We start from the raw sequence: 25,528 nt of genomic DNA, 5'->3' as shown, positions 1-25,528 counted from the left end.
TTGCTTAAATATACGGTTAATCGATTGCTATCAACAATACCCGTAATGATTATTGTCAGTATTATTGTCTTTATGATTGTCCATTTAACACCTGGGAATCCAGCATACCTTATTTTAGGCGAAGATAGTTCTGAGGAAAGCATTGCTCAATTGGAGAAACAACTTGGACTTGATCAACCGATTGTCGTTCAGTTTTTTGACTGGTTTAAAAATGTTATTACTGGAGATCTCGGTCAATCAATCTATTCTTCTGAGCCCGTATTACAAATTATCCTTGATCGGTTAGGTCCTACCTTCAGTTTAATGATGTTGTCGATGACATTAGCTTTAGCTATTGCAATTCCCGCGGCAATTTTTGTCGTCTGGAAAAGAAATACTATCGTCGATCCATTGTTTATTTTCACCTCACTATTAGGCGTTTCCATTCCAGAATTTTGGTTTGCCATGTTACTTGTCCTCGGTGTTGCGGTAGCAATTCCTATCTTTCCTGTAGCTGGTTATGTTCCCATTGTGGAAAGTGTTAACTTATGGTTCTATCATTTGATTCTACCTGCGATTGTACTTGCAACGGTGGAAATTGGACTCATTGCCCGCATGCTTCGTGATAGTATGCTAGATAATGTACATCAAGATTACACTAAAACCGTACGGGCGCAAGGGATAAAAGAGAGTATGATATTGATGAAATACGTATTTGCCAATGCACTTATTCCAACGACTACTGTAGTTGGTACGATGGTTGCAGGTTTATTAGGTGGAGCCATTATTGTAGAAACGATGTTCACTATTCCTGGTATTGGTCAATTACTTATCGATTCTATTCATCGTAGAGATTATCCAGTTATTCAAGGAGTCGTTCTAATTATTGCAGGTATTTACTTCCTTATTAATTTACTTATTGATTTACTTTATACATTTTTGGATCCACGAATTCGTTATGATTAAAAAGTTTTAAAGAGAAAGGAATTTTCGTTAATGTTTAAGAAAAAACGTAATGTAGTTTCCATCAGTGTGCTATGTATGATAACGATTGCAACATTGACAGCTTCTTTTTGGTTACCTCATTCCCCATCCTATATAGATCCGGATTTTCGCTTACTTGAACCATCGGCAACATATTGGTTTGGTACAGACGACTTTGGGAGGGATATTTTTGCTAGAACGGTTGTTGCGGCTAAAGTATCTTTATTCGTTGGAATAGTTGTTGCAGTAGCATCAACGTTACTTGGAACTTTAATCGGCCTTCTTTCGGGCTATTATCGAAAAGCGGACTTTCTAATGATGAGAGTGATTGATGGTATGCTTGCATTCCCTTCTTTACTTTTGGCACTTGCATTAGTCGCAGCACTTGGGGGCAGCATCGTGAACATCATTGTCGCTTTAACGTTTGCGTTTAGTCCTGTCATGGCAAGAATTGTTCGCTCAGCCGTTTTACAAATAAATAATGTTCAATATATCGATGCAGCAAAGATAACAGGAACGAGCGATATCATTATTTTATTTCGGTATATATTGCCTAATATTATTACACCAATTATCGTTCAAGGAACGTTTATTTTCGCAAAAGCAATTTTAGCAGAAGCTGCATTAAGTTTCTTAGGTGTCGGTGTCGATCCAACGATTCCAACCTGGGGAAATATGTTACAAGAAGCACAAATATATATTTCGATCGCACCATGGTTTTCCATTTTCCCCGGCCTTGCTATCGTCTTCACTGTTTTTTTATTAAATATTTTAGGAGATGGGCTCCGTGATGCGTTAGATCCCCATGCTAAAAAGGTCAAATCTAGAAAAAGCTTGTTAAAAAAGCTAAAGCTAGCAAAATCTTAATATGAAGGAGAGGTGGATAGCATGCTAGAGGTGAAAGGATTAAAAGTAAGAATCCATTCAGATAAAGGAGTCGTAAAAGCGGTAAACGGAGTATCTTTTACCATTAAGGCTGGGCAAACGGTCGGAATTGTCGGTGAATCAGGTAGTGGAAAGAGTGTTCTTGCCCAGTCGTTAATGCGTCTAAATCCAGAGCCTACAACAGTTTATACAGAAGGAGAAATACTTTTTCAAGATAGAAATATTCTTGCTTTAACTGATAAAGAAGTTCGACAATTAAGGGGAAGCGACATTGCAATGATTTTTCAAGATCCGATGTCAAGTTTGAACCCTGTATTTAAAATTGGTGATCAACTAATTGATGCCATTCGTGCGAAACAGAAAATGTCTCGAAAAACGGCTAAACAAAAAGCAACAGAACTTTTAAAAGATGTGGGGATATCAGATCCAGACCGACGAATGGGTGAGTACCCACATCAGTTTTCAGGGGGAATGCGTCAACGAGTACTTATTGCCATGGCACTCGCTAGTAAACCGAAACTACTCATTGCCGACGAACCTACTACTGCTTTAGATGTGACAATCCAAGCGCAAATTTTACAACTGTTAAAAAACATTCAAAACAAATACGGTATGGCCATTATTATTATTACGCATGATTTGGGAGTCGTGGCAAATATGGCTGATAACATATTAGTCATGTATTCGGGTAGAATTGTTGAGGAAGGAAGTACGGAAGATATTTTTTACCGAACGACAATGCCTTACACTTGGTCTTTACTGCGGGCTCTACCACGGTTAGATGCAAATGATCAAGAACAATTAGTAACGATAAAAGGAAACCCTCCAAACCTATTAGGGGAGATGAAAGGTTGTAGCTTTTATCAACGATGCCCATTTGCAACGGAGCAATGTGCATTAAGCGATCCGGTTTTAAGGGAAATTGGAAAAGATCATCGCGTTGCATGTATTTTATCCGAAAGTGAATTTATTGATCAAGTAAATCAATTACAATCAATACAATAAAAAGAGGTGGTATACGAATGACGGAGGAAGTTTTAACGATTCGTAATTTACACGTCCATTTTCCAGTAAAAAAGATTCCATTTAAGAAAACAACGGAGTATGTAAAGGCGGTTAATGGAATAAGTCTTTCCGTTCATAAAGGGCAAACATTAGGGATTGTTGGAGAATCAGGTTGTGGAAAAAGTACGTTAGCTAGAACGATCGTCGGATTAGAAAAGCCAACTTCTGGTCAAATTTTATTTGAAGGGGAAGATATTAGCAAGATGAATGCAAAAAGAATGCATGAATTGCGACGTGATATTCAAATGGTTTTTCAAGATCCTTACACAAGTTTACATCCACGAATGAAAGTCGGAGAAATTATTGCCGCCCCCTTTAAAGCGTATAAAATAAAAGATAATGTACCTTCTCGAGTGAAAGAATTAATGGAGCTCGTCGGTCTGAATCCAGATGAACATTATGATCGGCTTCCACATGAATTTTCAGGTGGACAACGTCAACGTATTGGGATAGCAAGAGCGATTGCTCTTAAACCGAAATTACTTATTTGCGATGAACCAGTTAGTGCACTTGATGTATCTGTACAGGCACAAGTGATTAATTTGTTTGAAAACTTACAAGAGGAATTAGGTCTTACGTATATGTTCATTGCTCATGATTTATCTGTCGTTAAACATATCGCTGATCAAGTAGCTGTCATGTATTTAGGCAAAGTGATGGAAATATCAGATAGTGATTCCTTTTATAGAAATGCGCGTCATCCATATACGAACGCACTCTTATCAGCCATTCCTTTACCTGATCCATTGCAAGAAAAAAGTAGAAAACAATTAGTTTTAGAAGGGGAGCTACCGTCTCCTACCCATCCACCATCAGGTTGTGTTTTTCATACTAGATGCCCTTTTGCAAAAGATGTTTGTAAACAAAGTATTCCACCATTAGAAAAAGATGACGTGCAAGGTCATGCTGTTGCTTGTTTTTACCCCGTTCAACATCATGAGTTGGAAGAAACGATTTAGTGGCAAGGGATTTATTATATTTAACAAGGTCTAACTGGTAATGGTATACTGATACTATGAACTAAATAATAGAGAAATAGGTGTAATAAAGAAGTTTGTTCTTTATTGCTTAAAAGGGAAGTTGGTGCGATTCCAACGCTGTCCCGCAACTGTATATCGGAGCAATTCGAAAAAAAGCCACTGTTTTCTTGAGAATAGAAAATGGGAAGGTTCGATAAAGCGATGATGATGAGCCAGGAGACCTGCCTATACAATCTCTTACACATTTGTTCCTACGAGGATAGGAGGTGTTTACTGCACATAGGGTATTTTTAAAAAATACGAATATACCTATGCTTCTTTACGTTTGCATAAAACAACCTTCTAATAATAAGGTTGTTTTTTTAATGTGAGCTTTTTAGCAGAAATGGGGGAGAAGATATTGTTTGGCACTGTAGCTTATTATTCTGAACAGTTGATGACGATAGTGATGAATCGATTGGTTATTAATGATGCGATTTCACTAGATGATTCATACGAAAAACTACAAGAGGAAATTTCCACCTTAAATGAGTCTGAAACGAGTAAACAAGTTTATTATCGGAATTTAACAAAAGCATATGAGAAAGTAACGAACTATATTTACGGTGTTGATAAGGAAGAAGAATTAGTTTAATACAAGAGGCTGGGGCATCAGGGTTTTTATCAAAGGAAAATCCGAACAACGGTAGTTGCATATAATCCGTTCCGCAAATATAATTCGCGCATCCTAAGGCAGCTGGTGAGTCTCCCGCGTGCCTTCCTAGATGAAAAAGCGGATGAAGGTAAGGTGGCACATTCCCGCGCGCCATCTATCCTCCCCGCTCTTACACTGGAGTGTAAGGTTACAGTACGTGACCTTTTTAGCCGATTAGGAGTTTACGTATATTTCTTTCGCTTAGGTTTTATATTTGTTCGTCTATAGATGTAATTGTTGTAGTTTTGTCCCAGCCTTCATTGTTACTTTGCAACCTTTTTTGTCGTTGTCGCTTTTGCTGTAGTTTTCTTTTTTGGCTTTGGATTTTCTTTCTTCGCCCGATCCAAAGAAGCTTGAAGTGCATCCATTAAATTTGTAACATTGTCAGGTTTTTGTTTTCCAGTAACTGTAGCCGTTTTTTCAGTCTTCTTTCCTTCAATTATCTCAAGTAAAGAAGTCCGATATTCATCTGTATATTTTTCAGGTTCAAAAACAGTCGTTAATTGATCGATTAACAATTTGGCGGTGTCAAGTTCTTTTTTAACGACTTCCGTATTTTCAGGCACATTTGGCACATCCTGTACAGCTCGAACCTCATCAGGGTAATGTATCGTTTCAACAACAAGTGTATTTTTATAAATGCGAATAACAGCTAATTGTTCCTTGGAACGAATCATCATCTTCGCTACCCCAATTTTCCCTGTTTCCAGAAGGGCTGCCCGGAGTAAACTATATGCTTTTACGCCACCTTCATTCGGGGATAAATAATAACTTTTTTCAAAATAAATTGGATCAATTTCTTCTAATTTTACAAAATCAATGATTTCCACCGCTTTGTCGGTTTGCTCTTTTTGTAATGCTTGAAGGTCTTCTTTATCTAAAACGACAAATTTATTTTTCGTGTATTCATATGCTTTCACAATTTCCTCTTCTTCCACCTTTCGCTCACAAACAGGACAAACCTTTTCATACTTAATCGGAGATTGGCATTCTTTATGAAGTTGTCTTAGTTTCACATCTTTATTTTCTGTTGCGGCATGCATTTTTACAGGAATATTGACGAGCCCGAAGCTAATCGTTCCTTTCCACATCGTATGCACAAAACACGCCTCCTTTTTCAAGTAGTTTACGTTTATTTTTTGCATTTTATCCACAAAAAAGTGCAACTTAAATAGGAGGTGGTTTAAAAATGAATTTGATGCAACCAATTGTGATTACTGACCTACACCAAGACGATGTTTTCCTGTATGAAGTGAAATATGATGGTTTTCGTGCTGTTGTTCATTGGACAGAAAAAGAGATTAAAATAATTAGTCGAAATAATAAAGAGTTAACAGAAAATTTTCCGGAAATTATTCAGTATTGTGAGTCCATTCAATCACAAGTCAAGTCGTTTTTACCAATGCAATTAGATGGTGAATTAGTCGTTTTAAACAATAAATTTCAAGCGAATTTTGCGCTCATTCAAAAACGGGGTCGTTTAAAAACAAAAGAAAAAATTGCTGAAATTGCTAAAGAGCGACCGGCTACATTTATTGTTTTTGATCTGTTACAAATAGAAGGAAAGGAGCTAACCGAGCGGCCATTATTAGAACGAAAAGAACAACTCCATAAGCTTTTTGCAAAAATAAATCAAGAAACAGATAAGTTACAAATGATCAACATATTGAATGATTTTGAAACAATTTCCAAGTTGGTATTTGATTATAAAGCAGAAGGAATCGTCGCAAAGCGAAAAGCTGCAACATACTCGCAAGGAAAAAATCATCATGATTGGTTAAAATGGAAAAATTGGCGCACCATTCAAGTTTTTTTAACCGAATTTTACCCTAAAAATGATTATTTCACGGCTGCCGTCTATGAGAAAGAAACAATTATACCAATTGGAAAATGTAAACATGGATTAGACGATGAGGAATATGAGTCATTAAAACAAATTTTTATGACAAATGGAGAAAAAAACGGACAAAATTACACTCTACCACCAGCAATATGTACGAAAATACATACGCTCGATTTACACACACATGAATTAAGAGAACCAGAATTTGCTCAACTTGCCCCAGAGTTATCCCCCGCCAAGTGTACAGTAGAAAAATTGCAATTGGATTTAGCGATGTTGCCTGATGTTGGACTTTCAAATGAAGATAAATTATTTTGGCCCCAAATAGGACTGACAAAAGGTGATTTGCTTACTTTTATGAGGGACATCTATCCCTATATGATTCCTTATTTAAGTAAACGTGCGCTTACGGTTATTCGCTGCCCTGATGGGATTGCGGAAGAATCTTTCTTTCAAAAAAATTTACCGAGTTATGCTCCCGATTTTGTCGAATTTATCGAAACTGAAGATAAACGGATTCAACTTTGTAATAATCTGTCTGCACTTATTTGGTATGCGAATCATAGTGCAATTGAATATCATATCCCTTTTCAACCAATTGATTCAAGTGAGCCAACCGAAATTGTTTTTGATTTAGACCCGGCTAGTAGGGAGGACTTTTTACTCGCGATTAAAGCATCTCTCATGATTAAGCAATTGTTAAACGAATTCGAACTTACATCCTTTATCAAAACATCAGGAAATAAAGGGTTACAAATTCATATTCCATTAAAAGCTCATGCGATGAATTATGAACAAACAGCAATTTTTACCGAAGCAATTGCCAAAACAGTTGAAAAGGCAGGACCAAACTTATTTACGACCGAACGATTCAAAAAAAATCGCGGTGAAAAGTTGTATATTGATTATGTACAACATGGAAAAAATCGCACCATTGTTGCACCATACTCTCCGAGAAAAACGGAAGAAGCAACAGTTGCCACTCCCCTATATTGGGAAGAAGTGAAAGAAGATCTCCATCCGACACGATTTACGATAAAAAATGTGGTGGAACGGGTCCAAACATTCGGCTGTCCGTGGCTAAAGTCTTATGAATTAGCACGAAATCAAAAGTTGGATAAAGTATTAGCGTTCATTCAAACAGGTTGATTTGAGAAACTTCTCCATATTGCTAATTACAAAATTTTCTAAATTTAATATATAATTAGCTGTAAGGAGGGGGAAAAGATGGAATACGATACGATTGTAATTGGTGCAGGGCTCGCGGGACTCGTTGCAACGACAGAGATTGCTCGAGAGGGAAAAAGCGTTTTGCTTCTCGAGCAAGAAGGGGAACAATCGCTCGGTGGACAAGCTTGGTGGTCATTTGGTGGACTTTTTTTAGTTGATTCTCCTGAACAAAGAAGAATGGGAATTAAAGATTCAAAAGAGCTAGCCTGGCAAGACTGGCTTGGAACAGCAGGGTTTGATCGGGAAGACGATGAAGATTATTGGGGAAAGAAATGGGCTGAAAGTTATGTCGATTTTGCAACTGAGGAAAAGCGTACTTGGCTGTATGAAAAAGGAATAAGGATTTTTCCTGTAGTTGGTTGGGCAGAACGAGGTGGATATTTAGCGGAAGGTCATGGAAACTCAGTGCCAAGATTTCATATTACGTGGGGGACGGGTCCTGGAATTGTTGCACCTTTTGTACGTGATCTTTACAACTATATTGAAACCGGACTAGTAGCCTATTTACCGCGTCATCAAGTAGATCAATTCATAACCGAAAATGGTGCGGTAACAGGAGTAGCAGGATCCATTTTAAAGCCGACAACAATAAAACGTGGAGAAGAAAGTTCACGTAAAATAATAGGTGATTTTAGATATGAAGCAGAAGCGGTAATCGTCTCAAGCGGGGGAATTGGAGCAAACTTTGATTTAATTCGCAAAAACTGGCCGGAACGTCTCGGAACTGCGCCACAGTCAATGATATCTGGAGTACCAAAACATGTTGATGGGCGAATGCTCGTACTTACAGAAATGGCTGGTGGACGAATCGTTAATCGTGACCGAATGTGGCATTATACAGAGGGGATTAAAAATTGGAATCCGATTTGGGAGAATCACGGAATAAGGATTTTACCTGGGCCATCATCCATGTGGTTTGATGCAGAAGGCAATCGATTTCTTTCGCCTAATTTCCCCGGTTTTGATACGTTAGGCACGTTAAGAACGATTATGGCTACGGGATATGATTATTCGTGGTTTATTTTAACACAAGATATTATTGAAAAGGAATTCGCTCTTTCAGGATCCGAACAAAATCCCGATTTAACGGAAAAAAGCGTCCGAAAAGTGTTACAAAGAGTGCTACCGGGAGCACCTGGACCAGTTCAAGCTTTTATTGATAATGGGGAAGATTTCGTCGTAGCAGACAATATAGATAACTTAGTAATCGGTATGAATGAATTAGTCGGGGAGAAAAGAATAGATATTGAAAAAGTAAGGAGACAAGTGGAAGCAAGGGATAGGGCGATTAAAAATAAATTTACGAAAGATCTCCAAATAACTGCGATGCACGGGGCAAGACATTACTTAGGAGATAAAGTTATTCGAACCGCAAAACCACATAAATTACTCGATCCAAAAAACGGTCCTCTTATCGCAGTTCGCTTACATGTATTAAGTAGAAAAACACTCGGAGGATTACAAACAGATCTATCGGCGCGTGTTTTAGGTGTTGATGGGGACCCAATTGACGGTTTATTTGCAGCCGGAGAAGTGGCCGGATTTGGTGGGGGCGGAATGCATGGGTATCGTTCGTTAGAGGGAACATTTCTAGGTGGTTGTTTGTTTAGTGGAAAAATTGCAGCCCGTTCAGTAGTTGAAAAGTTAAGATAATGTATGATGATTTATCAGTTTTGGCAGGAAGAAAGGAGAAAAGGTTGTATGGAATAGAAAATATTTTAAGGTTTATTTAGGGGTTGCTGAATAAAAAGAAATCCCATCTACATCGATAGTTTGTACCCGTTTTTCTCGATATAAAGTGCAAGGCTTTTGACTGTTTTACCAATAAACCTTTGTATATGCAATGAACTTCTCTAGTTGTCTGGAGCGAAAGTGACTGACTCCAGCGGGAAAAGCAACAGAGGAACGCAGACTAAGAACGCCACGTCCTGTGGCGACGTCTGCGCTAGTACATCCTGTACGTCGGAAGACCCCACAGGAAGTGGTTTTCTTCCGAGGCAGATTAAGTACGCGACGTCCTGGGACTGGGACTGCGCTAAATGCTCGTCCCATCGAAAAGAGTTTGCACTTTCGTTCGTCCCATCGAAAAGCTTTGTCGCAACACCTGGGACTGCGATTACTCGTCCCACCGTAAAGATTTGCACTAGCACGTCCTGTGCGTCAGAGGGCTGAAGCCGTGCCCGCTAAAAAGCACTGTACATTTCGCGGAAGACAACGGTAAGATGAAACGCAATTTAGTTGTTCAGCAGACCCTATTTAGATAATTTGAATAAATGGAGTCCACCTTGATTGATTTCAGTCTTTCAAGGTTTTTTGTCTTTTGATTATTATCTAATTTCATACGTTTTTAGGGATGTTTATCAATTAAAATGCAACTTATCCGACATATAACGGAATATGAATAATATCGGATATATAATACGCTTACGTTAACAAAAAAATAGGAGGATGGAAAATGTCTAATGTAAAACAAGTTTTTCGAGAAATAGATGTAGCACTAGGTGAAGATTCAGCATATGCAGAAGGAGTTGAAGCTGTTTATCAATTTAATCTAAATGGTGAAGAACCAGGTGTTTTTCAACTTATTTTAAATGGAGAAGATAGTTACACAACAGAAGGAGATGGGGTAGAGGCTGATTGTATTCTAAATATGGCATCTGAAGATTTTATCAAAATGGCTGAAGGAGAGTTAAATGGCACGCAAGCATTTATGAGTGGTAGATTGAAAATAAAAGGAAATATGGGACTCGCTTTAAAATTACAAAGCATATTAGCTACCTATAATAAAAAAAATGCCTAGTACATTACTTTCGTTTTAAAAGGAGGTTTCCTTATGATTTCATTTGAATCAACAGAAGATGAAAATGCTTTTGTAAGCATTGCTCAAAAAATAGCAAGCGAAAATATTCGCCCCTATGCAAGGGAAAGTGAAAATAAAGGTATGATTAGGAATGACATGATTAAAGTAGTTAATGAATTAGGTTTTTTGAAATTAGAAGAACCCGAATCCTATGGCGGTTTGCAATTACCTCTTATTTCCCAAGTGCAGATTCAAGCAGCGTTAAGTTATGGAGATTTGGGCATAGTGCAAGGTCTTCCAGGGTTAGCAGATGGTGCCTCCTTACTTCGTTCAATGGAGCCAAAGCAAATGAATAAAGATCAACAAAAGTTGGTCTGTGAGGGTGAAAGTACGATCGCATTTATTGATGATATCAATGATAAGGCAATGGGGAAGAGGTTATCTCTAACAAAAAGTGGTACCAATTATACATTACATGGCACATCACAACCAACTCGTTTAGGCCAAATGGCAAATCATCTGATTCTTGCTGTTTTAGACGAGGAAGGGTGCCCTGTTATATGTTGGATGGATAAAAAACACCATCATTTGAAAGTAAATAAAGGGGATTACCGATTCGGTTTATTAGCCGCTAGCATTGCAAAAATTTCTTTTGATAATGAAATAATTTCTCAAGACCAAGTGATTGCTACTGGGGAAAAGGCCGATCAATTGATTCGTCGGACACACACACGAATACAAATTATCCAAGCTGCAAAGCAAGTTGGACTGATGCAAGCTGCGCTAGACTATGCGACAGAATATACAGCGATGAGAAAAGCTTTTGATCAAGTGATCGCCAAGTTTCAAGGTGTGTCTTTTCAGATAGCACGTATGGTTATCGAAACAAGGATTGCGAATCATTTAGTTTGGGAGGCAGCAACAGTGGCCGATAAAAATACCGAAGAAGCAGAAGGACCTGCACTAAGAGCCATACAGCGAGCACATCAAGGGGTGCGCTATGTGACCAATTCGGCAGTCCAATTACTTGGTGGTCATGGTTATGTAAAGGATTATCCTGTAGAGAAATGGATGAGGGATGCACAAGCACAGGTGATGTTGTATGGGCGTGAAAAGAATTATTTAATACGACGCGGTAAACAAACTTTGGCAACGAAAGAAAAGGCTGTGATTACATGATTTCATTTACATTATCTGAACAACAACAACAAATAAAAGAAATGACACATTGGTTTGCAAAACATGAAATGCGCCCTATTTCGATGGTAGCAGACAAAATAGGTAATGTACCAGAAGAGTGGCTTGATAAGGTAAATCAAATGGGAATCCATTTAAATACTTCTTCCTTTAGTAATGACAAAAATGATAGCGCTAACAAAAGGGGCAGAAAAGAACAGGAAGGGAACCGAATGGGAGTCATCGCAACAGAAGAAATAGCTTGGGGGGATCCAGCAATCGCTTTATCATTACCTGGTGCAGGACTTGGTGGACCACCTATTCAAAGTAGTGGTACGAAAGAACAAAAGGAGCGATTTCTTACCATTTTTAAAAAAGACAAAGCTCGTTGGGGAGCCTATGCATTAACAGAACCAGAGGCAGGTTCAGATGCTTCAGCAATCCAAATGACAGCGAAGAAAGTAAGTGGCGGCTATATATTAAATGGTCAAAAGATTTTTATTACAAATGGTAGTCGTGCTTCCTGGGTTGTCGTTTTTGCAACTGCCGATGCTACATTAGGACGTGCAGGGCAAAGGGCTTTTGTCGTTGAAAAAGGTACACCGGGATTTAGTTCTACACGGTTAGTAGAAAAAATGGGTCTTCGAGCAAATGAAACAGCTGAACTATTGTTTGAAGATTGCTTTGTTCCAATAGAAAATTTACTCGGGGGAGAACAACTTTATAAAAGAAGTAGATCCGATCAATCTGGATTTGAAATGGCAATGAAAACATTTGACTCGACACGTCCAATCGTTGCAGCTATGGCAATAGGTATTGCTCGCGCAGCTTTTGAATATACACTAGATGTTGTCCAACGAGATTTTCCTACCAGTGGTAAATTTTATTACTTGGCTACGGAAATGTTAGCAGAAATAGACGGAAATATCGCTGCTGCAAGACTATTAACATGGGAGGCTGCTTGGAAAGCGGATCTAGGTCTTGCCAACGCAAAAGAAGCGGCAATGTGTAAAGCGTATGCAGGACAAATGGCACTTGATGTTTGTGCAAAGTGTCTAGAGCTATTAGGTCCAACCGGGTTAGAAGGACATATTGTGGAGAAATTGTACAGAGATGTAAAAGTTTTTGACATATTTGAAGGAACGAATGAAATACAACATTTAGTAATTGCAAGACGTCAATATGAACCTTACGGAATTAGAGTGTAGGAGGTCATGTTAATGAGATACGAATTAATCGAAATACAGAAACGTAAAAAAGGAGTAACATGGATCATTATTGACAATCCTCCAGTAAATGCGATAGGGGAACAATTAATGAAGGAGCTGGAAGCAGCGGTCGATGATTTAGCAGAAGATCATTCTGTACGTGTCATAGTCGTAACGTCCAATCATCCGAAAATCTTTTTAGCTGGTGCCGATTTAAAAGGGATGATTTATGATACCGGAGAAATGGAAAATAATGAAGATCCAATTGCTGTACAAAGCGGAAAAATGCAAGCTTGTTTTCATAAATTTTATAAGGTTTCTAAGCCAGTAATAGCTGCTATTAACGGGCATGCACTAGGAGGTGGATGTGAATTAGCTTTGGCATGTGATTTTAGGATGATGTCTAAAGGAACAATAGGCTTGACTGAAACGTCTTTAGGTATTATTCCGGGTGCTGGAGGAACCCAGCGGATGACACATTTAATTGGGCGAGCAAAAGCGATGGAACTTATTTTTACGGCAAAAAGACTAACACCAAAGGAAGCTCATCAAATCGGATTAATAACACAAGTTGCAGAGGATTTAGAAAAAGACACAACCGAGTTTGCTGAACAGTTAGCTGAGGGGGCAATCCATGCAATGGGGCTCGCAAAGCAAGCGATTAATGGCGCTGAAATGCCAATAGAAGAGGGACTGAAAATAGAAGCAAAAGCTTTTTCACATACATTTAAAACGGAAGAACCAGGAATCGGGTTGATGGCTTTTTTTCAAAAAGAAAAAGCTCAATTTTATTCAGAAGGTTAGATGGATTTTTGAATGAAAGGGTAGGATGCACTATGAATTCATGGGATAAATTGTTACTTGGTAAAGTTGCCGTAGTAACGGGAGCTTCACGTGGGATCGGTCGAGCGGATGCCCTTGCTTTGGCGGAAGCAGGTGCAGATGTAGTCATAACAGATATATTAATTGAATCGGACGAAAATAGTGAAAAAGAAGCGGAGAAATATGGACCGTTGGCTCAAGTGATGCAAAGTACAAATGTAATGTACGCAAATCAAACAGCTAGAGATATTGAAAAGATGGGTAGACGTTCTGTTGCGATAAAAATGGATGTCACGAACAAGAAACAAGTGGAAGAAGTTTTTACGAAAGTGAAACAAGAATTTGGAAGTATTGATATTTTAATTAACAATGCCGGAACACTCGACCATGTATCGCAAATAGAAAACCAAAATGATGCGTATTGGCAAAGGGATCTAAATGTGAATTTAACAGGAGCTTACAATTGTACCAAAGCAGTGTGGCCTTATATGAAAAAACAAAATAGAGGCTCTATTATTAATATGTCTTCTGTTGCGGGAACTTTAGGAGGATTTGGGCAAGCAAGTTATTCGGCTACAAAAGGTGCATTGTTAAGTTTTACAAAAAGTATGGCATTAGAAGGTGCAAGATATAACATTAATGTGAATGCAGTTGTACCAGGCATTATTGATACGGAAGCGTTTAATTTGGGAAACCCTAACATGAATGAACGAATGATTCAGCGTACCGCATTTAAAAAGGCTGGAAAACCAGAGGATATTGCTAATGCCATTACATTTTTAGTTTCCGATAAAGCGAGCTATATTACCGGGGTTGGACTGAATGTATCTGGAGGAATTGAACTATTTACATTTTAGTCCTATGCGTTAAGAGGAGGTAACATAATGACAAATGTCGTAATTGTTGATGCAATAAGAACCGCAATTGGTAAAAGAAATGGAGCACTGAGACATACCCACCCAGTCGATTTGCTCGTACCGATATTACAACAGTTAGTTCATCGAAACGGTATTTCTGAAAATGATGTAGAGGATGTAGTAGTAGGCTGTGCAACAATGATAGACGAACAAGGTGGAAATATTGGCAGGTTAGTCACATTGGCTGCTGGATTTCCAGTAGAAGTGCCAGCATATTCAGTTAATCGACTATGTGGTTCAAGTCAACAAGCAATTCATAATGCTGCACAAACAATCCTCGCAAATGATGCAGATATAGTTATTGCATGTGGGGTAGAAAGCATGTCACGGGTACCGATGGGAAGTGATATCGGTGAGTTTAGTGATTCACTTATGAATACTCAAACGATAGTTCCACAAGGTTTTTCCGCTGAATTGATCGCTAAAGAATGGAATGTAACGCGAAAAGAATTAGATGAATATTCCTTTTTAAGCCATCAAAAAGCGATGAAAGCAATAGATGAAGGATATTTTGAAAGAGAGATTATTTCGCTAAATCTCGAAAGTGGAAATGAAAATGGCTTGTTTATGATGGATGAGGGAGTACGTAGAGATACGACAATCGATAAACTAAGCGATTTACATGCAGCATTTTTACCAGAAGAAGGAGTAATAACAGCGGGAAATTCCAGTCAAATAAGTGATGGAGCAGCGGGATTATTATTAATGTCTGAACAAAAAGCAAATGAGTTATCCATTAAACCAAGGGCAAAAATAATCGCTAAAGTTGTAGTTGGAGAAGATCCAGTGATGATGTTAACAGGTGTGATCCCGGCTACGAAAAAAGTGCTGAAAAAAGCTGATTTACGGATGGAACAAATAGATGTGATCGAAATTAACGAGGCTTTTGCATCGGTTATTAAAGCATGGGAAAAAGAGATAGAAGCAGATATGAACAAAGTAAATCCTCGAGGTGGTGCTATTGCTTTAGGGCATCCATTAGGAGCAAGTGGTGCGAGACTTGCGACTACACTACTTCACACATTGGAAGATAGAGGGGGGAGGTATGGGTTACAAGTAATGTGTATCGGTTTTGGAATGGCGATAGCAACGATAATAGAGAGATTATAAGTTTACTACAATTTTATTAATATGAACAATTTCATTATTCAATGTTTCAGTTAAAAATCCGAACAACGAAGATTAGTTATTGGTTTCCACTTTAGGTGGTCGCTTTTTAGCGGGCGGCCGTTAAGCCAACGCCTGAGCTAAAGCCCTTCTAGTCTTACCCTGTGCCTCTCCTCCCGCAGGAGTCGACCACCTGCCGTTCCAACCATTAGGTGTTAATTAAATACACGAATATTAAGATTTACTCAATGTGTAAGTTCGGGTTTATTCTTGGAATTAGCATTTATGAAATTGAATCATTATAAGTACTTTAATACTTTTTTCCCTTAGAATGAATCAATCAATTTCTTTAATCGTGAAACTTTTTTTGGAAATAGGGGATAAGAGAGCGTTTCATAGACAAATGTAGATTTGATTTACAAGTAAGGAGGTGTCTTAAATGAAAGCTAACAATATAATGGAAATGCTTCGCCGAACGGTAGACCGCTTTAACGAAAAAGAGGCTTTTATTTGGAAAAATAAAAATAATTATATCCAACTAACTTATGGACAATTTTGGGATCGCATTAAACATTTTGCTAATGGTTTAACACATTTAGGAGTAACGGAAAATGATAAAGTTGCTATTATATCAAATAGTAATCCGATGTGGGGGATCTCTGACTTTGCAATTGCTAGTATTGGAGCTGTCAGTGTGCCAGTATATCCAACGATTCCAACAGAACAAGTAACATACATGCTAAACAATGCAGATGTTTCTACCGCAATTGTCGAGAACAAAGAACAATTGCAAAAGTTAATTGAAAGCGGGGGTGAGTTAGAAAGAATTATACTGATGCACCCTCGGGGAGATTTTATACCGTCAGAACAGTATTTCCCTTTTTCGATGGTAGAAAAATTAGGCGAGGACAATTTGAGGGATGATTGGGAACAATCTTGGATGAATATCGATCGTGAACAATTATTAACGATCATTCATACATCGGGAACGACGGGTAATCCAAAAGGAGTCATGCTTACTCATGGTAATATTTTAGCTAATATTGAGGGTGTGCAGTTTTGGTTAGTAGAATTATTGCCTAAAGATGTCACACTCTCCTATTTACCACTTTCACATATTTTTGAACGTTTAGCGGGTCATTACCTACCATTATCAATAGGAACAACCATTGGGTATGCAGAAAGTATAGAAACTATTCCACAAAATCTGAAAGAAATACGTCCCACTGTATTCACGAGTGTTCCAAGATTATTTGAAAAAGTATACCAACAAATACAAGCAGAAATTAAAAACGGTTCTCCACTAAAAAAGAAAATATTTAATTGGGCAGTTTCAGTAGGACAAGAAAAGTATGAGTGTTATTTAAATACAAATATTGATCATTATTTTTCACAAAGTTATTTACCTGAAAAGCTATATCGCAAATGGAAAAGAGCAGATAAACTCGTATTCCAAAAAGTTAAACAACAGTTGGGCGGTCGAATTCGTGGCTTAGTATCTGGAGGAGGAACGTTAAATCCAGAAATAGCTAAGTTTTTTTGGGCGCTTGATATCCCAATATTAGAAGGATACGGGTTAACCGAAACATCTCCGATTATTACAACAAACCCTATGATTAGAGGAAAGGTAGTACAGTAGGAAAAGTTTTGCCCAATTTAGAAGTGAAAATTGGAGAAGATGGTGAAGTATTAGTTAGAGGGCCGAGTATTACTAAAGGATATTATAATGATCCTATAGAAACGGAGAAATCTTTTGATGAAGGATGGTTTAAGACAGGGGATGTAGGAGAATTTGATGAGGATGGATATTTAAAAATTATCGATCGTAAAAAGCGAATTATTGTTCTATCAACTGGTATGAATGTTGCACCTCAACAAGTTGAGAATGCAGTAAATGAAAGTCCTTTTATCAACCAGTCCCTCGTAGTGGGAAATAACAGAAAATACGTGATTTGTCTCGTTAACCCTAACCATGAATATCTCCTTCATTGGGTTAAGGAAAATAAAATGAATATGAAATCGCGGGAAAAAATATGTGAACATCCGCTTGTGAAAGCATTAATTGAAAGAGAAGTAAGGAGCTATACAAAAAGACTCACGAAATATGCTCAACCAAAAAAAGTAATAATCATTAGTGATGATTGGACGATTGATAGCGGTGAAATAACGCCAAAACAATCATTAAAAACAAATGTTATTGAAGAAAAGTATAAAAATATCATTGAACGTGCTTATGCAGAAGAAAGTATAAGTATAAAAGCAATTATCTGAAGAAGAAAGGTTAGGATAACTAAAACGATCAACCCTAAAGACGAACAATGCAATACTTTAGCGGAGAAAATACACGTAGACTACTGGTCGGCTAGAAACGGTCATGTCCATGTGACCTACGCCGACACTAGCTCCGCTAATTGCTCGTCCCACCGAAAAGCTTTGCGAATACGATTACTCGTCGCAAATAAATATTGTGCGTCGCAGGAGGAAAGGCATCGGTGAGACCCTGCCTCGGCAAGGAGTATGCCGACGTTGGCCTTCCTTAAGTATCTTTCGAGGCTTACCAGATACTCGTGGTAAAGAAGACATGGTGAAAGCAAGCTGAAAACGTAGCTAGAACAGATGTTACTCTTATGCCTGTGGTGATAGCGAAGTATATTTCCAGAGCGAGGTTATATGCAGCTATTGTAGTTTGGATTATTCTTTGATAAACACTGTTGTTCTAGCTTCTTTTTATCGTTATATAACCCCTTTTCTTATTGCACGTGCTACTGCTTCCGTACGATTTCTTGCCTTCATTTTTTGCATTATTGCAGTGATATAATCACGAACAGTATATTCACTTAAATGGAGAATTCCAGCTGCACTCGTTGTCGATTCCCCCTCCGCCATTAATTTCAACACTTCAATTTCTCTAGGTGAAAAGTGCAATGTTTCATTCAATGAATGTATACTGATATGAAACTTCCCTAGTATTTCACCAGCACTTTGACCAAATTTTATGAGAGCCGTATAAGTTTCTCGGGAAATTTCAAACTTTTTATTTGCCCCTTGATCAAGTATTGCAGCACCAATCAATTCACTTCGAGATGGAGTAAATATAGGTGCGACAACAAGTGATTTTAATTGAAATTGATTGATGTATTGTTCTGGAAATCCATCTTTAGCATCAGGAATGTATAGTGGTTGTAAATATTTCATGTTTTTACCAAACATACGTAAAAGTTCTAACCCATCATTAATAAGGGGGAGATTACTTACTTCCTCGGTAATTCCCTTAATGGCTTCAGTATCTAAACGATGACCAGATAGGCCGAATCCAATTTCATCATTTTGGGAATATGAAAATATAGCACATCGCTCAAATGGCAAGTAATTTACAAAGCCCTCTGTAATAATTTCAAGTGCATCACTGAATGTACGTGCACGGATAACCGCTTCATTAAACATAATAACGGCATCTTTCCATTGCTGTTCTTTATGCGTTAATTTCAAGGTCATTTTGCCACTCTGTAAAAGCTGTAAAGCATGGCTAATAAAAGGCATAATATGTGTAGTGCTCTTTTTTTCTATACAGAATAATAGTGTTACATTTTCAAAAGGAATAGTGATAATGTTTTTCCTATTTGAATTTGTACCAATGCGGAGTAATAATTCAGTTAAGGTATAAATATTGTCTGCTTGGACTTTAGGATGAACATTTAGTAAACATTGATTTTTATTAAACCATTTATCAACTACGAGTAAATTATTTTGATTCAAAACAACGGCTACCCATTCAATAGGCAATTGTTGTGAATAAACAAGATGTTGTAAAAATGTATCGATTGAAAAAGGGTCTTCTGTTTTGTATGAAAGAATTTGCTCACTAATCTTAGTGAAAACCAATTGAATAGCTTGATAATCTTTATAAGTGTGATTCGATTTTGTTTTAGTGGCATGATGAACTGAACTTTCTAACAATGTCATAATAAACTGATTAATAGGATTTTCGCCAATTTGTTCTTTCCAAGCCACCTTTATTTTATTTATTAATGTTTCTTTATCATAATTATAATTGAAAATAATTTTCGAAAAGATATGAACTGATTTTACTGTTGTTTTTGCGGATCTCTTGCCAGCCTTTTGAAAATATTCCTTCATTTGTGCCCATTCATTATGAATAGACGCTTCATTTGCTCTTATTATTTCTAACCCGTGTTGAAATAAAGTATCCATATGATGGTCTAAAGTTAGAGTCATTTAACATCTTTCCTCTCTTTATCAATTCTTTTAAAAAATGTTATCTAACCTTATAACTCAAAATTATTACTTATCTAAATTGACATGCGGATGGGCTAATATTTTGTATTGAATATTCGGAAAATTATCCGTGAGCAATGGGTAGTTTATGTATTAGTAGGAAAACTTCAAATCATATAAAAGTAGGGACATAACAAATCAGCACTAATTAAGATACGATTATTTTAGGAATTGGTAGTTACGGATAAAAAGCCTAAAGTATTGTTAAGCAAGCGATACTGTTTAAGTTCTGTATAAGCCCTTTCTCATAGTTGTACATTATTCTATCAAAAAATGGAAGGGCTTACAAGAGTGATTAGTGTTTTTGGCAAGGGGGGATTGATGGATTAGTGAGATCGTAAAATAAAGACCAATTAATTATTGAGGAGGGTTTAAAATTAAAAATAACTATAAAAATGTATTTGTTTGGATGTTTATTATTGCGATCATATTCTTTTATCAAACAGGATTAAACACAGCAAGTGCAGCAGAAGCTACTAAATCATTTCTGTATAAATGTAAAGCAACCACATCGATAGCTGGAGATATTTTAATAGATATGAAAGTTACTCCGAAAATAGTACTACCAGATGGGGTGGAACCAAATACTGATATTTCAGTTGAGAATATTGTTACCGATATTGAAATTGATTTAACAGGAGATTTATCGTCGCTTAAAAGTTTTATTAACCCATTAAATGGGCATGTGAATAAGTTTAATTTACATGCAAATGGACAAACAGTGAATGTCGTAGGTGCAAATGGTGTTCCTATTCCGACAACACCGTTCGATTCAAGTGCTAATGCGATTCCATTTACTGTACATGGGGTCGACTCTACATTTTCAGCAGGTGATAATAACGTAGATATTAACGTAGGGGAAATTCAAGCAGATATTGTTGCGAACTTTTTAGGTTCACCGATTACATTACCAGCAGTTTGTACAGCGCCAAGTGATCATTTGCTAGCAACTGTCGTTGTAGAGGAAGCTGATCATGTAGCTCCAGTCATTACGCTACATGGTGAAAATCCGTTGGAATTAAATGTTGGTGATGAATATATTGAACCAGGTGCAACAGCGGAAGATAATGTTGATGGAGACATAACAGATGCAATAACGATTAGTGGTGAGGTAAATACAGCAGTAGCAGGAACTTATGAAATATTATACACAGTATCTGATGCAGCTGGAAATTCAACTAAAGAGATTAGAACTGTCATTGTAAAAGAAGTGCAAGAACCAGGCCCACCAGGTGAACCAGGCGAACCGGGCGAACCAGGCGAACCGGGCGAACCAGGCGAACCGGGCGAACCAGGTGAACCAGGCGAACCGGGCGAACCAGGCGAACCGGGCGAACCAGGCGAACCGGGCGAACCAGGCGAACCGGGCGAACCAGGCGAACCGGGCGAACCAGGTGAACCAGGCGAACCAGGTGAACCGGGCGAACCGGGTGAACCAGGTGAACCAGGCCCACCAGGTGAACCGGGCGAACCAGGCGAACCAGGCGAACCGGGCGAACCAGGTAAACCAGGCGAACCGGGTGAACCGGGCGAACCAGGTGAACCGGGCGAACCGGGCGAACCAGGTGAACCAGGTAAACCAGGCGAACCAGGTAAACCAGGCGAACCAGGTAAACCAGGCGAACCGGGTGAACCAGGCAAACCAGGTAAGGATGGTGTCGACGGGAAAGACGGCAAAAAAAGTAAAGTAGCGGTCACTTCAACTGGGGATAACAAAGGTGGAACCTCAGGTGGAGGAAAATTGTTACCAAAAACCGCCACAAATAACCCATTACTTCTATCGCTTGGAATCCTATTATTAGTAACAGGTGGTGCACTAACGTTTATTCGAAAAAGATTCGTTAACTAACCAAGACGGCTAAGTAAACTGAAAAATAATGTATTCAAAAAGACTAATTTAAATAATTTAAAGAGCAGTGAAAATCAATTACTATTGTTTTTCATTGCTTTTTTTAAGTCTCGGAAATTACATTTAATTATCCTTATTGCTATAAATGACTGGCAAAATTAGTTTTGTCTATTTGGGACTTACCGGAGATGCAAGTATTGTGTCGCGTAATCGTAATAATAGACATCGGCATTTAGTTGTTCTTTTAATCATATTAAAGTAGTGCCGTTAAGTCATAAACATGATGGAGTACCGACAATTATAGGAATTGGTAAGAGTTTTTGTAAAGCTTATGATTAAGAATAAGTGATAAATATAGAACTACGCTATATTGAAAGCGTTTACCGGTTGGGTAGTATTTAATATAGATTGGCAGAGAAAGGAGTGAGTAGCACTACAAATAATACGAAAACTAAAAGAAGATAGTTTATTTGCGAAAGGAAATAAAATAAAAAAATAATGTGAAAAGCGATGCAATGAATAGATACAAAAGGGGGAGGGTTTTATGACATTATCAAAATATATTTTTGCTGAAATAAAAAAGCTAAAAGCGAATCGTTCCGTGATCGTCTCTGTTCTGCTAGTGATTTTTGTACCACTTGTCTATGCAATGATTATGTTGTCACCTAAATGGGGTCCTTATGATAATTTAGATAACGTACCAGTTGCAGTAATCAATAATGATGAAGGTGCAATATCTGAAGGTGAGCAAATCAATGTTGGTGACGAATTGGTTAAAAGTCTAAAGGGTAATCCGACCTTGAAGTGGGATTTTGTCACGACAGAAGAAGCCCAAAGAGGTATGGAAAAAATGAAATACTACATGAAGATAGAAGTACCTCAGAATTTCTCAGAAAATGTTTTAACTGTTATGGACGATAACCCAAAAAAGCCTGAACTAAAGTATACGCAAAATGAAGGATTACATTTTATGGCGGCACAAGTAACGGATAGTGCTATCAATACAATTAAAAATCAATTGTCCACACAAGTTACAGAAACATATGTAAGAAATGTATTCTCTCAACTTGGAGATGTTGCAGATGGTTTTGAAGATGCAGCAGACGGATCAGAGCAAATAAACGATGGAGTAGGTCAATTAAAAGATGGCTCAGATGAAATTTTAAGTAATTTAACTGAAAAAGCAAGTGACATAAGTCGGTTAGCTACCGGTGCAAAAGAACTTGAGGCAGGAACAAAAGAAATGAGCGATTCATTAGTCTCCAAACAAGGAGATATTTCAAAGCTTGCTGATGGATCAAAACAACTCAATGCTGGAACAGGCGAATTATTAAGTAATTTAGAAAATAAATCAGGGGATATTTCCAAATTAGCTAATGGAGCAAAACAACTAAACGAAGGAACGAATGAACTAAAATCTAACTTAATCGATAAATCAAGTGATATATCTAAATTAGCTAATGGTGCGAAAGAAGTGAATGATGGGACTGGACTTTTATTAAGTACATTACAAGACAAATCATCCGATATTAATAAGTTATCAAAAGGAGCATCTGAGTTAGAAGCGGGAGCGAAGGAACTTCAGTCGGGAGCAACTCAAGTACTAGATGGATTAAAGGCTGCAAAGACAGGGAGTGATCAACTTAATGCTGGACTAACTGGACAACTTATACCTGGTAGTCGGGAATTAGCGGAAGGAGTACACCAAGCACAAGAAGGTGTAAACGATACGATCGCTTCTATGGAAGGGTTATACGAAGCTTTACAACAATTACCAGACAGTGTAGACGGTTTAGAAAATAATGTATTATATAAGATAATAATGAATCAATTAAACGAAAGTTTAGCAGATGCTCCTCAGAAGAAAGCAGATTTCCAAAGACTAGTTGATGGTGCTAATCAATTAAGGGACGGACTACAAGAAGGCAGTGAGTTTCAAGCTGGTATGACTAGTTTAAATGACGGATTATCGGAGCTAGTCGATGGTCAGACCAAAATAACAGCTGGAACAAAACAATTAGCGGATGGAGCTGGTCAGGTTGCCGATGGGAATAAAACAGTAGCTTCAGGTTGGGGCGAATTGGAAACGAATGTCGCAAAATTGCACGCAGGAACGACTCAAATTAAAGATGGAAATAAATCAGTTGAAAGTGGCTGGCAAGCACTAACGGAAGGAGCTACGCGACTTTATGATGGTTCATCACAAATGAAAGAAGGAAATTCAGCGGTTAAAAGTGGTTGGCGTGACTTAACTGCTGGAACGACACAACTTCATGATGGTGCATCTCAAATAAGTGTAGGGAATCAAACGGTTGAGAATGGTTGGCGAGAGTTATCAGCAGGTGCAACAAAAATCCATGATGGATCAGCTCAAATAAGTGATGGAAACCAAACGGTCGAAACCGGATGGAAGGCTTTAACAGATGGAGTTGCACAAGTGGATGACGGGTTAGCACAAGTAAAGGATGGTAGTGAGGAATTAACATCTGGATTAAAGGGTGGAGCGGAACAAACGGGAAGTATCAACCCAACAGATGATAATATACTAATGTTTGCCGCGCCAGTTCAATTGGATGGGGAAATTATTAATAGTTTCCCATTTTATCGCGATGCAAATGCTCCATACATTATTACATTAGCACTTTTTGTAGGTGTTTTGGCGATGTCATTTGTCGTATCTTTTAGAAAACCCGTTATTTTACCACCCACTGGAATGTCATGGTTCACTGGCAAGTTAGCTACACTATCTTTACTTTCTATCGCACAAGCTCTAGTTATTTCATTGTTTTCTTTACTCTATTTAAAAATACAAGTACAAAGTAGCTTTTTATTCATCATCTTTGCAATTTGGGTAAGCCTAACATTCTTAATGATTATTTTATTTTTAGTTGCCTTTGCAGGGAATATTGGACGCTTTGCTGCATTAATTTTTGCAGTCCTTCAATTATCAACTACTGGATCGGCTTTACCTATTCATATGTTACCAGAAGGATTACGTACATTAAGTACATTTTTACCTTTTACTTACTCCATAAAAGGCTTTAAAAATATCATTACTTTAGGTAGTACATCAAGTGTATGGGCAAATATGGGAGTTCTATTCATATATTTAGCAGCCTTTGGAATTTTAGCTCTTCTTGTCTTTTTGTTTAAATACCGATATTTTAAGGAACATGGTAAATTTAATGAAGATGTTGGAGAGTATGTCGGATAAGTAATAATCATTTAAAAAGGTCTATGCCTACCTAATATAGGAGCATAGACTATTTTTTGTAATTTAAGCTACTTGTCCCATGAAATATCGATTTTAGATGATGAAATGATTGTATTTGTGATAGCTTTTACGAACTCACTGTTGGTAACATTGCAACTGATGTTAAGAAACTCTTATTGATAAAGGAAAGAAAATTGGATTTTCTGTAGTGTTAACTAATTTTATGAAAATGTCCAGAACACCCGTGATTTCAATCGTGGGATGAATGGACGCCTGGGAGCTATAAATCTAATCTCAAATCCATTTGCAAACACACGTTCCGTAAAGTGTAATTAAAGTATAAAAACGAGGTGGATCATATGTTGAAACATAAAGCCTATAAAATTCGGATCTATCCCAATAAAAACCAAGAAAAACTAATTGCTAAAACAATTGGTTGTGCAAGATTTGTGTATAATCATTTCCTTCATCGATGGAAT

General features: G+C 37.7%; 20 protein-coding genes and 1 riboswitch. Of the genes, 18 read left to right on the top strand and 2 right to left on the bottom strand.

Features of this window, described 5'->3' with window-relative positions; translation table 11 throughout:
* The 5 genes from DFR56_RS18710 to DFR56_RS18690 all read left to right on the top strand — a co-directional run bounded on the left by DFR56_RS18710 (position 1) and on the right by DFR56_RS18690 (position 4,527).
* The gene (locus tag DFR56_RS18710; protein ID WP_110396979.1) at positions 1 to 945 is read left to right on the top strand and encodes an ABC transporter permease; all 945 of its coding nucleotides are present in this window, start codon (positions 1 to 3) and stop codon (positions 943 to 945) included.
* 30 nt (positions 946 to 975) lie between these two features.
* Complete coding sequence (locus DFR56_RS18705; protein ID WP_110396978.1) at positions 976 to 1,830, top strand: ABC transporter permease; 855 nt, start codon at positions 976 to 978, stop codon at positions 1,828 to 1,830.
* A 21-nt stretch (positions 1,831 to 1,851) separates the two neighbouring features.
* Positions 1,852 to 2,853 carry an ABC transporter ATP-binding protein gene (locus DFR56_RS18700; RefSeq protein WP_110396977.1) on the top strand — a complete coding sequence of 334 codons (1,002 nt, stop codon included), beginning with the start codon at positions 1,852 to 1,854 and terminating at the stop codon, positions 2,851 to 2,853.
* Between the two features lie 17 nt (positions 2,854 to 2,870).
* Positions 2,871 to 3,872: an ABC transporter ATP-binding protein gene (locus tag DFR56_RS18695; protein WP_110396976.1), complete on the top strand. Its 1,002-nt coding sequence runs from the start codon at positions 2,871 to 2,873 to the stop codon at positions 3,870 to 3,872.
* A gap of 62 nt (positions 3,873 to 3,934) precedes the next feature.
* Positions 3,935 to 4,136: riboswitch (cobalamin riboswitch) on the top strand.
* Between the two features lie 124 nt (positions 4,137 to 4,260).
* Positions 4,261 to 4,527, top strand: a complete 267-nt coding sequence (locus tag DFR56_RS18690; RefSeq protein WP_211320655.1) for a hypothetical protein — start codon at positions 4,261 to 4,263, stop codon at positions 4,525 to 4,527.
* A gap of 323 nt (positions 4,528 to 4,850) precedes the next feature.
* Here DFR56_RS18690 and ku read toward each other — a convergent pair whose 3' ends face one another.
* The gene (gene ku, locus DFR56_RS18685) at positions 4,851 to 5,687 is read right to left on the bottom strand and encodes a non-homologous end joining protein Ku (RefSeq protein WP_110396974.1); all 837 of its coding nucleotides are present in this window, start codon (positions 5,685 to 5,687) and stop codon (positions 4,851 to 4,853) included.
* An 89-nt stretch (positions 5,688 to 5,776) separates the two neighbouring features.
* Here ku and DFR56_RS18680 point away from each other — a divergent pair, with 89 nt between their 5' ends.
* The 10 genes from DFR56_RS18680 (at position 5,777) to DFR56_RS23775 (ending at position 17,961) form a co-directional block, all read left to right on the top strand.
* A complete protein-coding gene (locus DFR56_RS18680; protein WP_110396973.1) occupies positions 5,777 to 7,579 on the top strand; it encodes a DNA ligase D in 1,803 nt (600 codons plus the stop codon).
* 78 nt (positions 7,580 to 7,657) lie between these two features.
* A complete protein-coding gene (locus DFR56_RS18675; protein ID WP_110396972.1) occupies positions 7,658 to 9,313 on the top strand; it encodes an FAD-binding dehydrogenase in 1,656 nt (551 codons plus the stop codon).
* Positions 9,314 to 10,115: 802 nt separating this feature from the next.
* Positions 10,116 to 10,460: an SCP2 sterol-binding domain-containing protein gene (locus tag DFR56_RS18665; RefSeq protein WP_110396970.1), complete on the top strand. Its 345-nt coding sequence runs from the start codon at positions 10,116 to 10,118 to the stop codon at positions 10,458 to 10,460.
* 33 nt (positions 10,461 to 10,493) lie between these two features.
* Positions 10,494 to 11,639, top strand: a complete 1,146-nt coding sequence (locus tag DFR56_RS18660) for an acyl-CoA dehydrogenase family protein (protein ID WP_110396969.1) — start codon at positions 10,494 to 10,496, stop codon at positions 11,637 to 11,639.
* Complete coding sequence (locus tag DFR56_RS18655; RefSeq protein WP_110396968.1) at positions 11,636 to 12,844, top strand: acyl-CoA dehydrogenase family protein; 1,209 nt, start codon at positions 11,636 to 11,638, stop codon at positions 12,842 to 12,844. Before DFR56_RS18660 ends, DFR56_RS18655 begins: the two co-directional genes overlap by 4 nt.
* 12 nt (positions 12,845 to 12,856) lie before the next feature.
* Positions 12,857 to 13,648, top strand: a complete 792-nt coding sequence (locus DFR56_RS18650) for an enoyl-CoA hydratase/isomerase family protein (RefSeq protein WP_110396967.1) — start codon at positions 12,857 to 12,859, stop codon at positions 13,646 to 13,648.
* A gap of 32 nt (positions 13,649 to 13,680) precedes the next feature.
* Positions 13,681 to 14,523, top strand: coding sequence for an SDR family NAD(P)-dependent oxidoreductase (locus tag DFR56_RS18645; RefSeq protein ID WP_110396966.1), 843 nt, complete (start codon positions 13,681 to 13,683; stop codon positions 14,521 to 14,523).
* Between the two features lie 27 nt (positions 14,524 to 14,550).
* A complete protein-coding gene (locus tag DFR56_RS18640; protein ID WP_110396965.1) occupies positions 14,551 to 15,693 on the top strand; it encodes a thiolase family protein in 1,143 nt (380 codons plus the stop codon).
* Between the two features lie 436 nt (positions 15,694 to 16,129).
* On the top strand, positions 16,130 to 17,329 hold the full coding sequence (locus DFR56_RS23780; RefSeq protein ID WP_280523475.1) for an AMP-dependent synthetase/ligase: 1,200 nt from the start codon (positions 16,130 to 16,132) through the stop codon (positions 17,327 to 17,329).
* Between the two features lie 8 nt (positions 17,330 to 17,337).
* On the top strand, positions 17,338 to 17,961 hold the full coding sequence (locus DFR56_RS23775; protein ID WP_280523474.1) for an AMP-binding protein: 624 nt from the start codon (positions 17,338 to 17,340) through the stop codon (positions 17,959 to 17,961).
* Positions 17,962 to 18,423: 462 nt separating this feature from the next.
* On the opposite strand, the gene DFR56_RS18630 is transcribed toward DFR56_RS23775, so the two are convergent.
* On the bottom strand, positions 18,424 to 19,926 hold the full coding sequence (locus tag DFR56_RS18630; protein WP_110396964.1) for a LuxR C-terminal-related transcriptional regulator: 1,503 nt from the start codon (positions 19,924 to 19,926) through the stop codon (positions 18,424 to 18,426).
* A gap of 469 nt (positions 19,927 to 20,395) precedes the next feature.
* Between DFR56_RS18630 and DFR56_RS18625 the strand changes: the two genes are divergently transcribed.
* The 3 genes from DFR56_RS18625 to DFR56_RS18615 form a co-directional block, all read left to right on the top strand.
* Positions 20,396 to 21,835, top strand: a complete 1,440-nt coding sequence (locus tag DFR56_RS18625; protein ID WP_110396963.1) for a DUF5011 domain-containing protein — start codon at positions 20,396 to 20,398, stop codon at positions 21,833 to 21,835.
* Positions 21,836 to 22,379: 544 nt separating this feature from the next.
* Positions 22,380 to 25,049, top strand: coding sequence for a YhgE/Pip family protein (locus tag DFR56_RS18620; protein WP_110396962.1), 2,670 nt, complete (start codon positions 22,380 to 22,382; stop codon positions 25,047 to 25,049).
* A 359-nt stretch (positions 25,050 to 25,408) separates the two neighbouring features.
* A partial coding sequence (locus tag DFR56_RS18615) for a helix-turn-helix domain-containing protein (RefSeq protein ID WP_158525722.1) occupies positions 25,409 to 25,528 on the top strand: 120 nt, incomplete at its 3' end.

The organism is Pseudogracilibacillus auburnensis (genome assembly GCF_003201975.1).
Lineage (GTDB): Bacteria > Bacillota > Bacilli > Bacillales > Amphibacillaceae > Pseudogracilibacillus > Pseudogracilibacillus auburnensis.
This window is presented reverse-complemented; position numbering and strand designations above follow the sequence as displayed.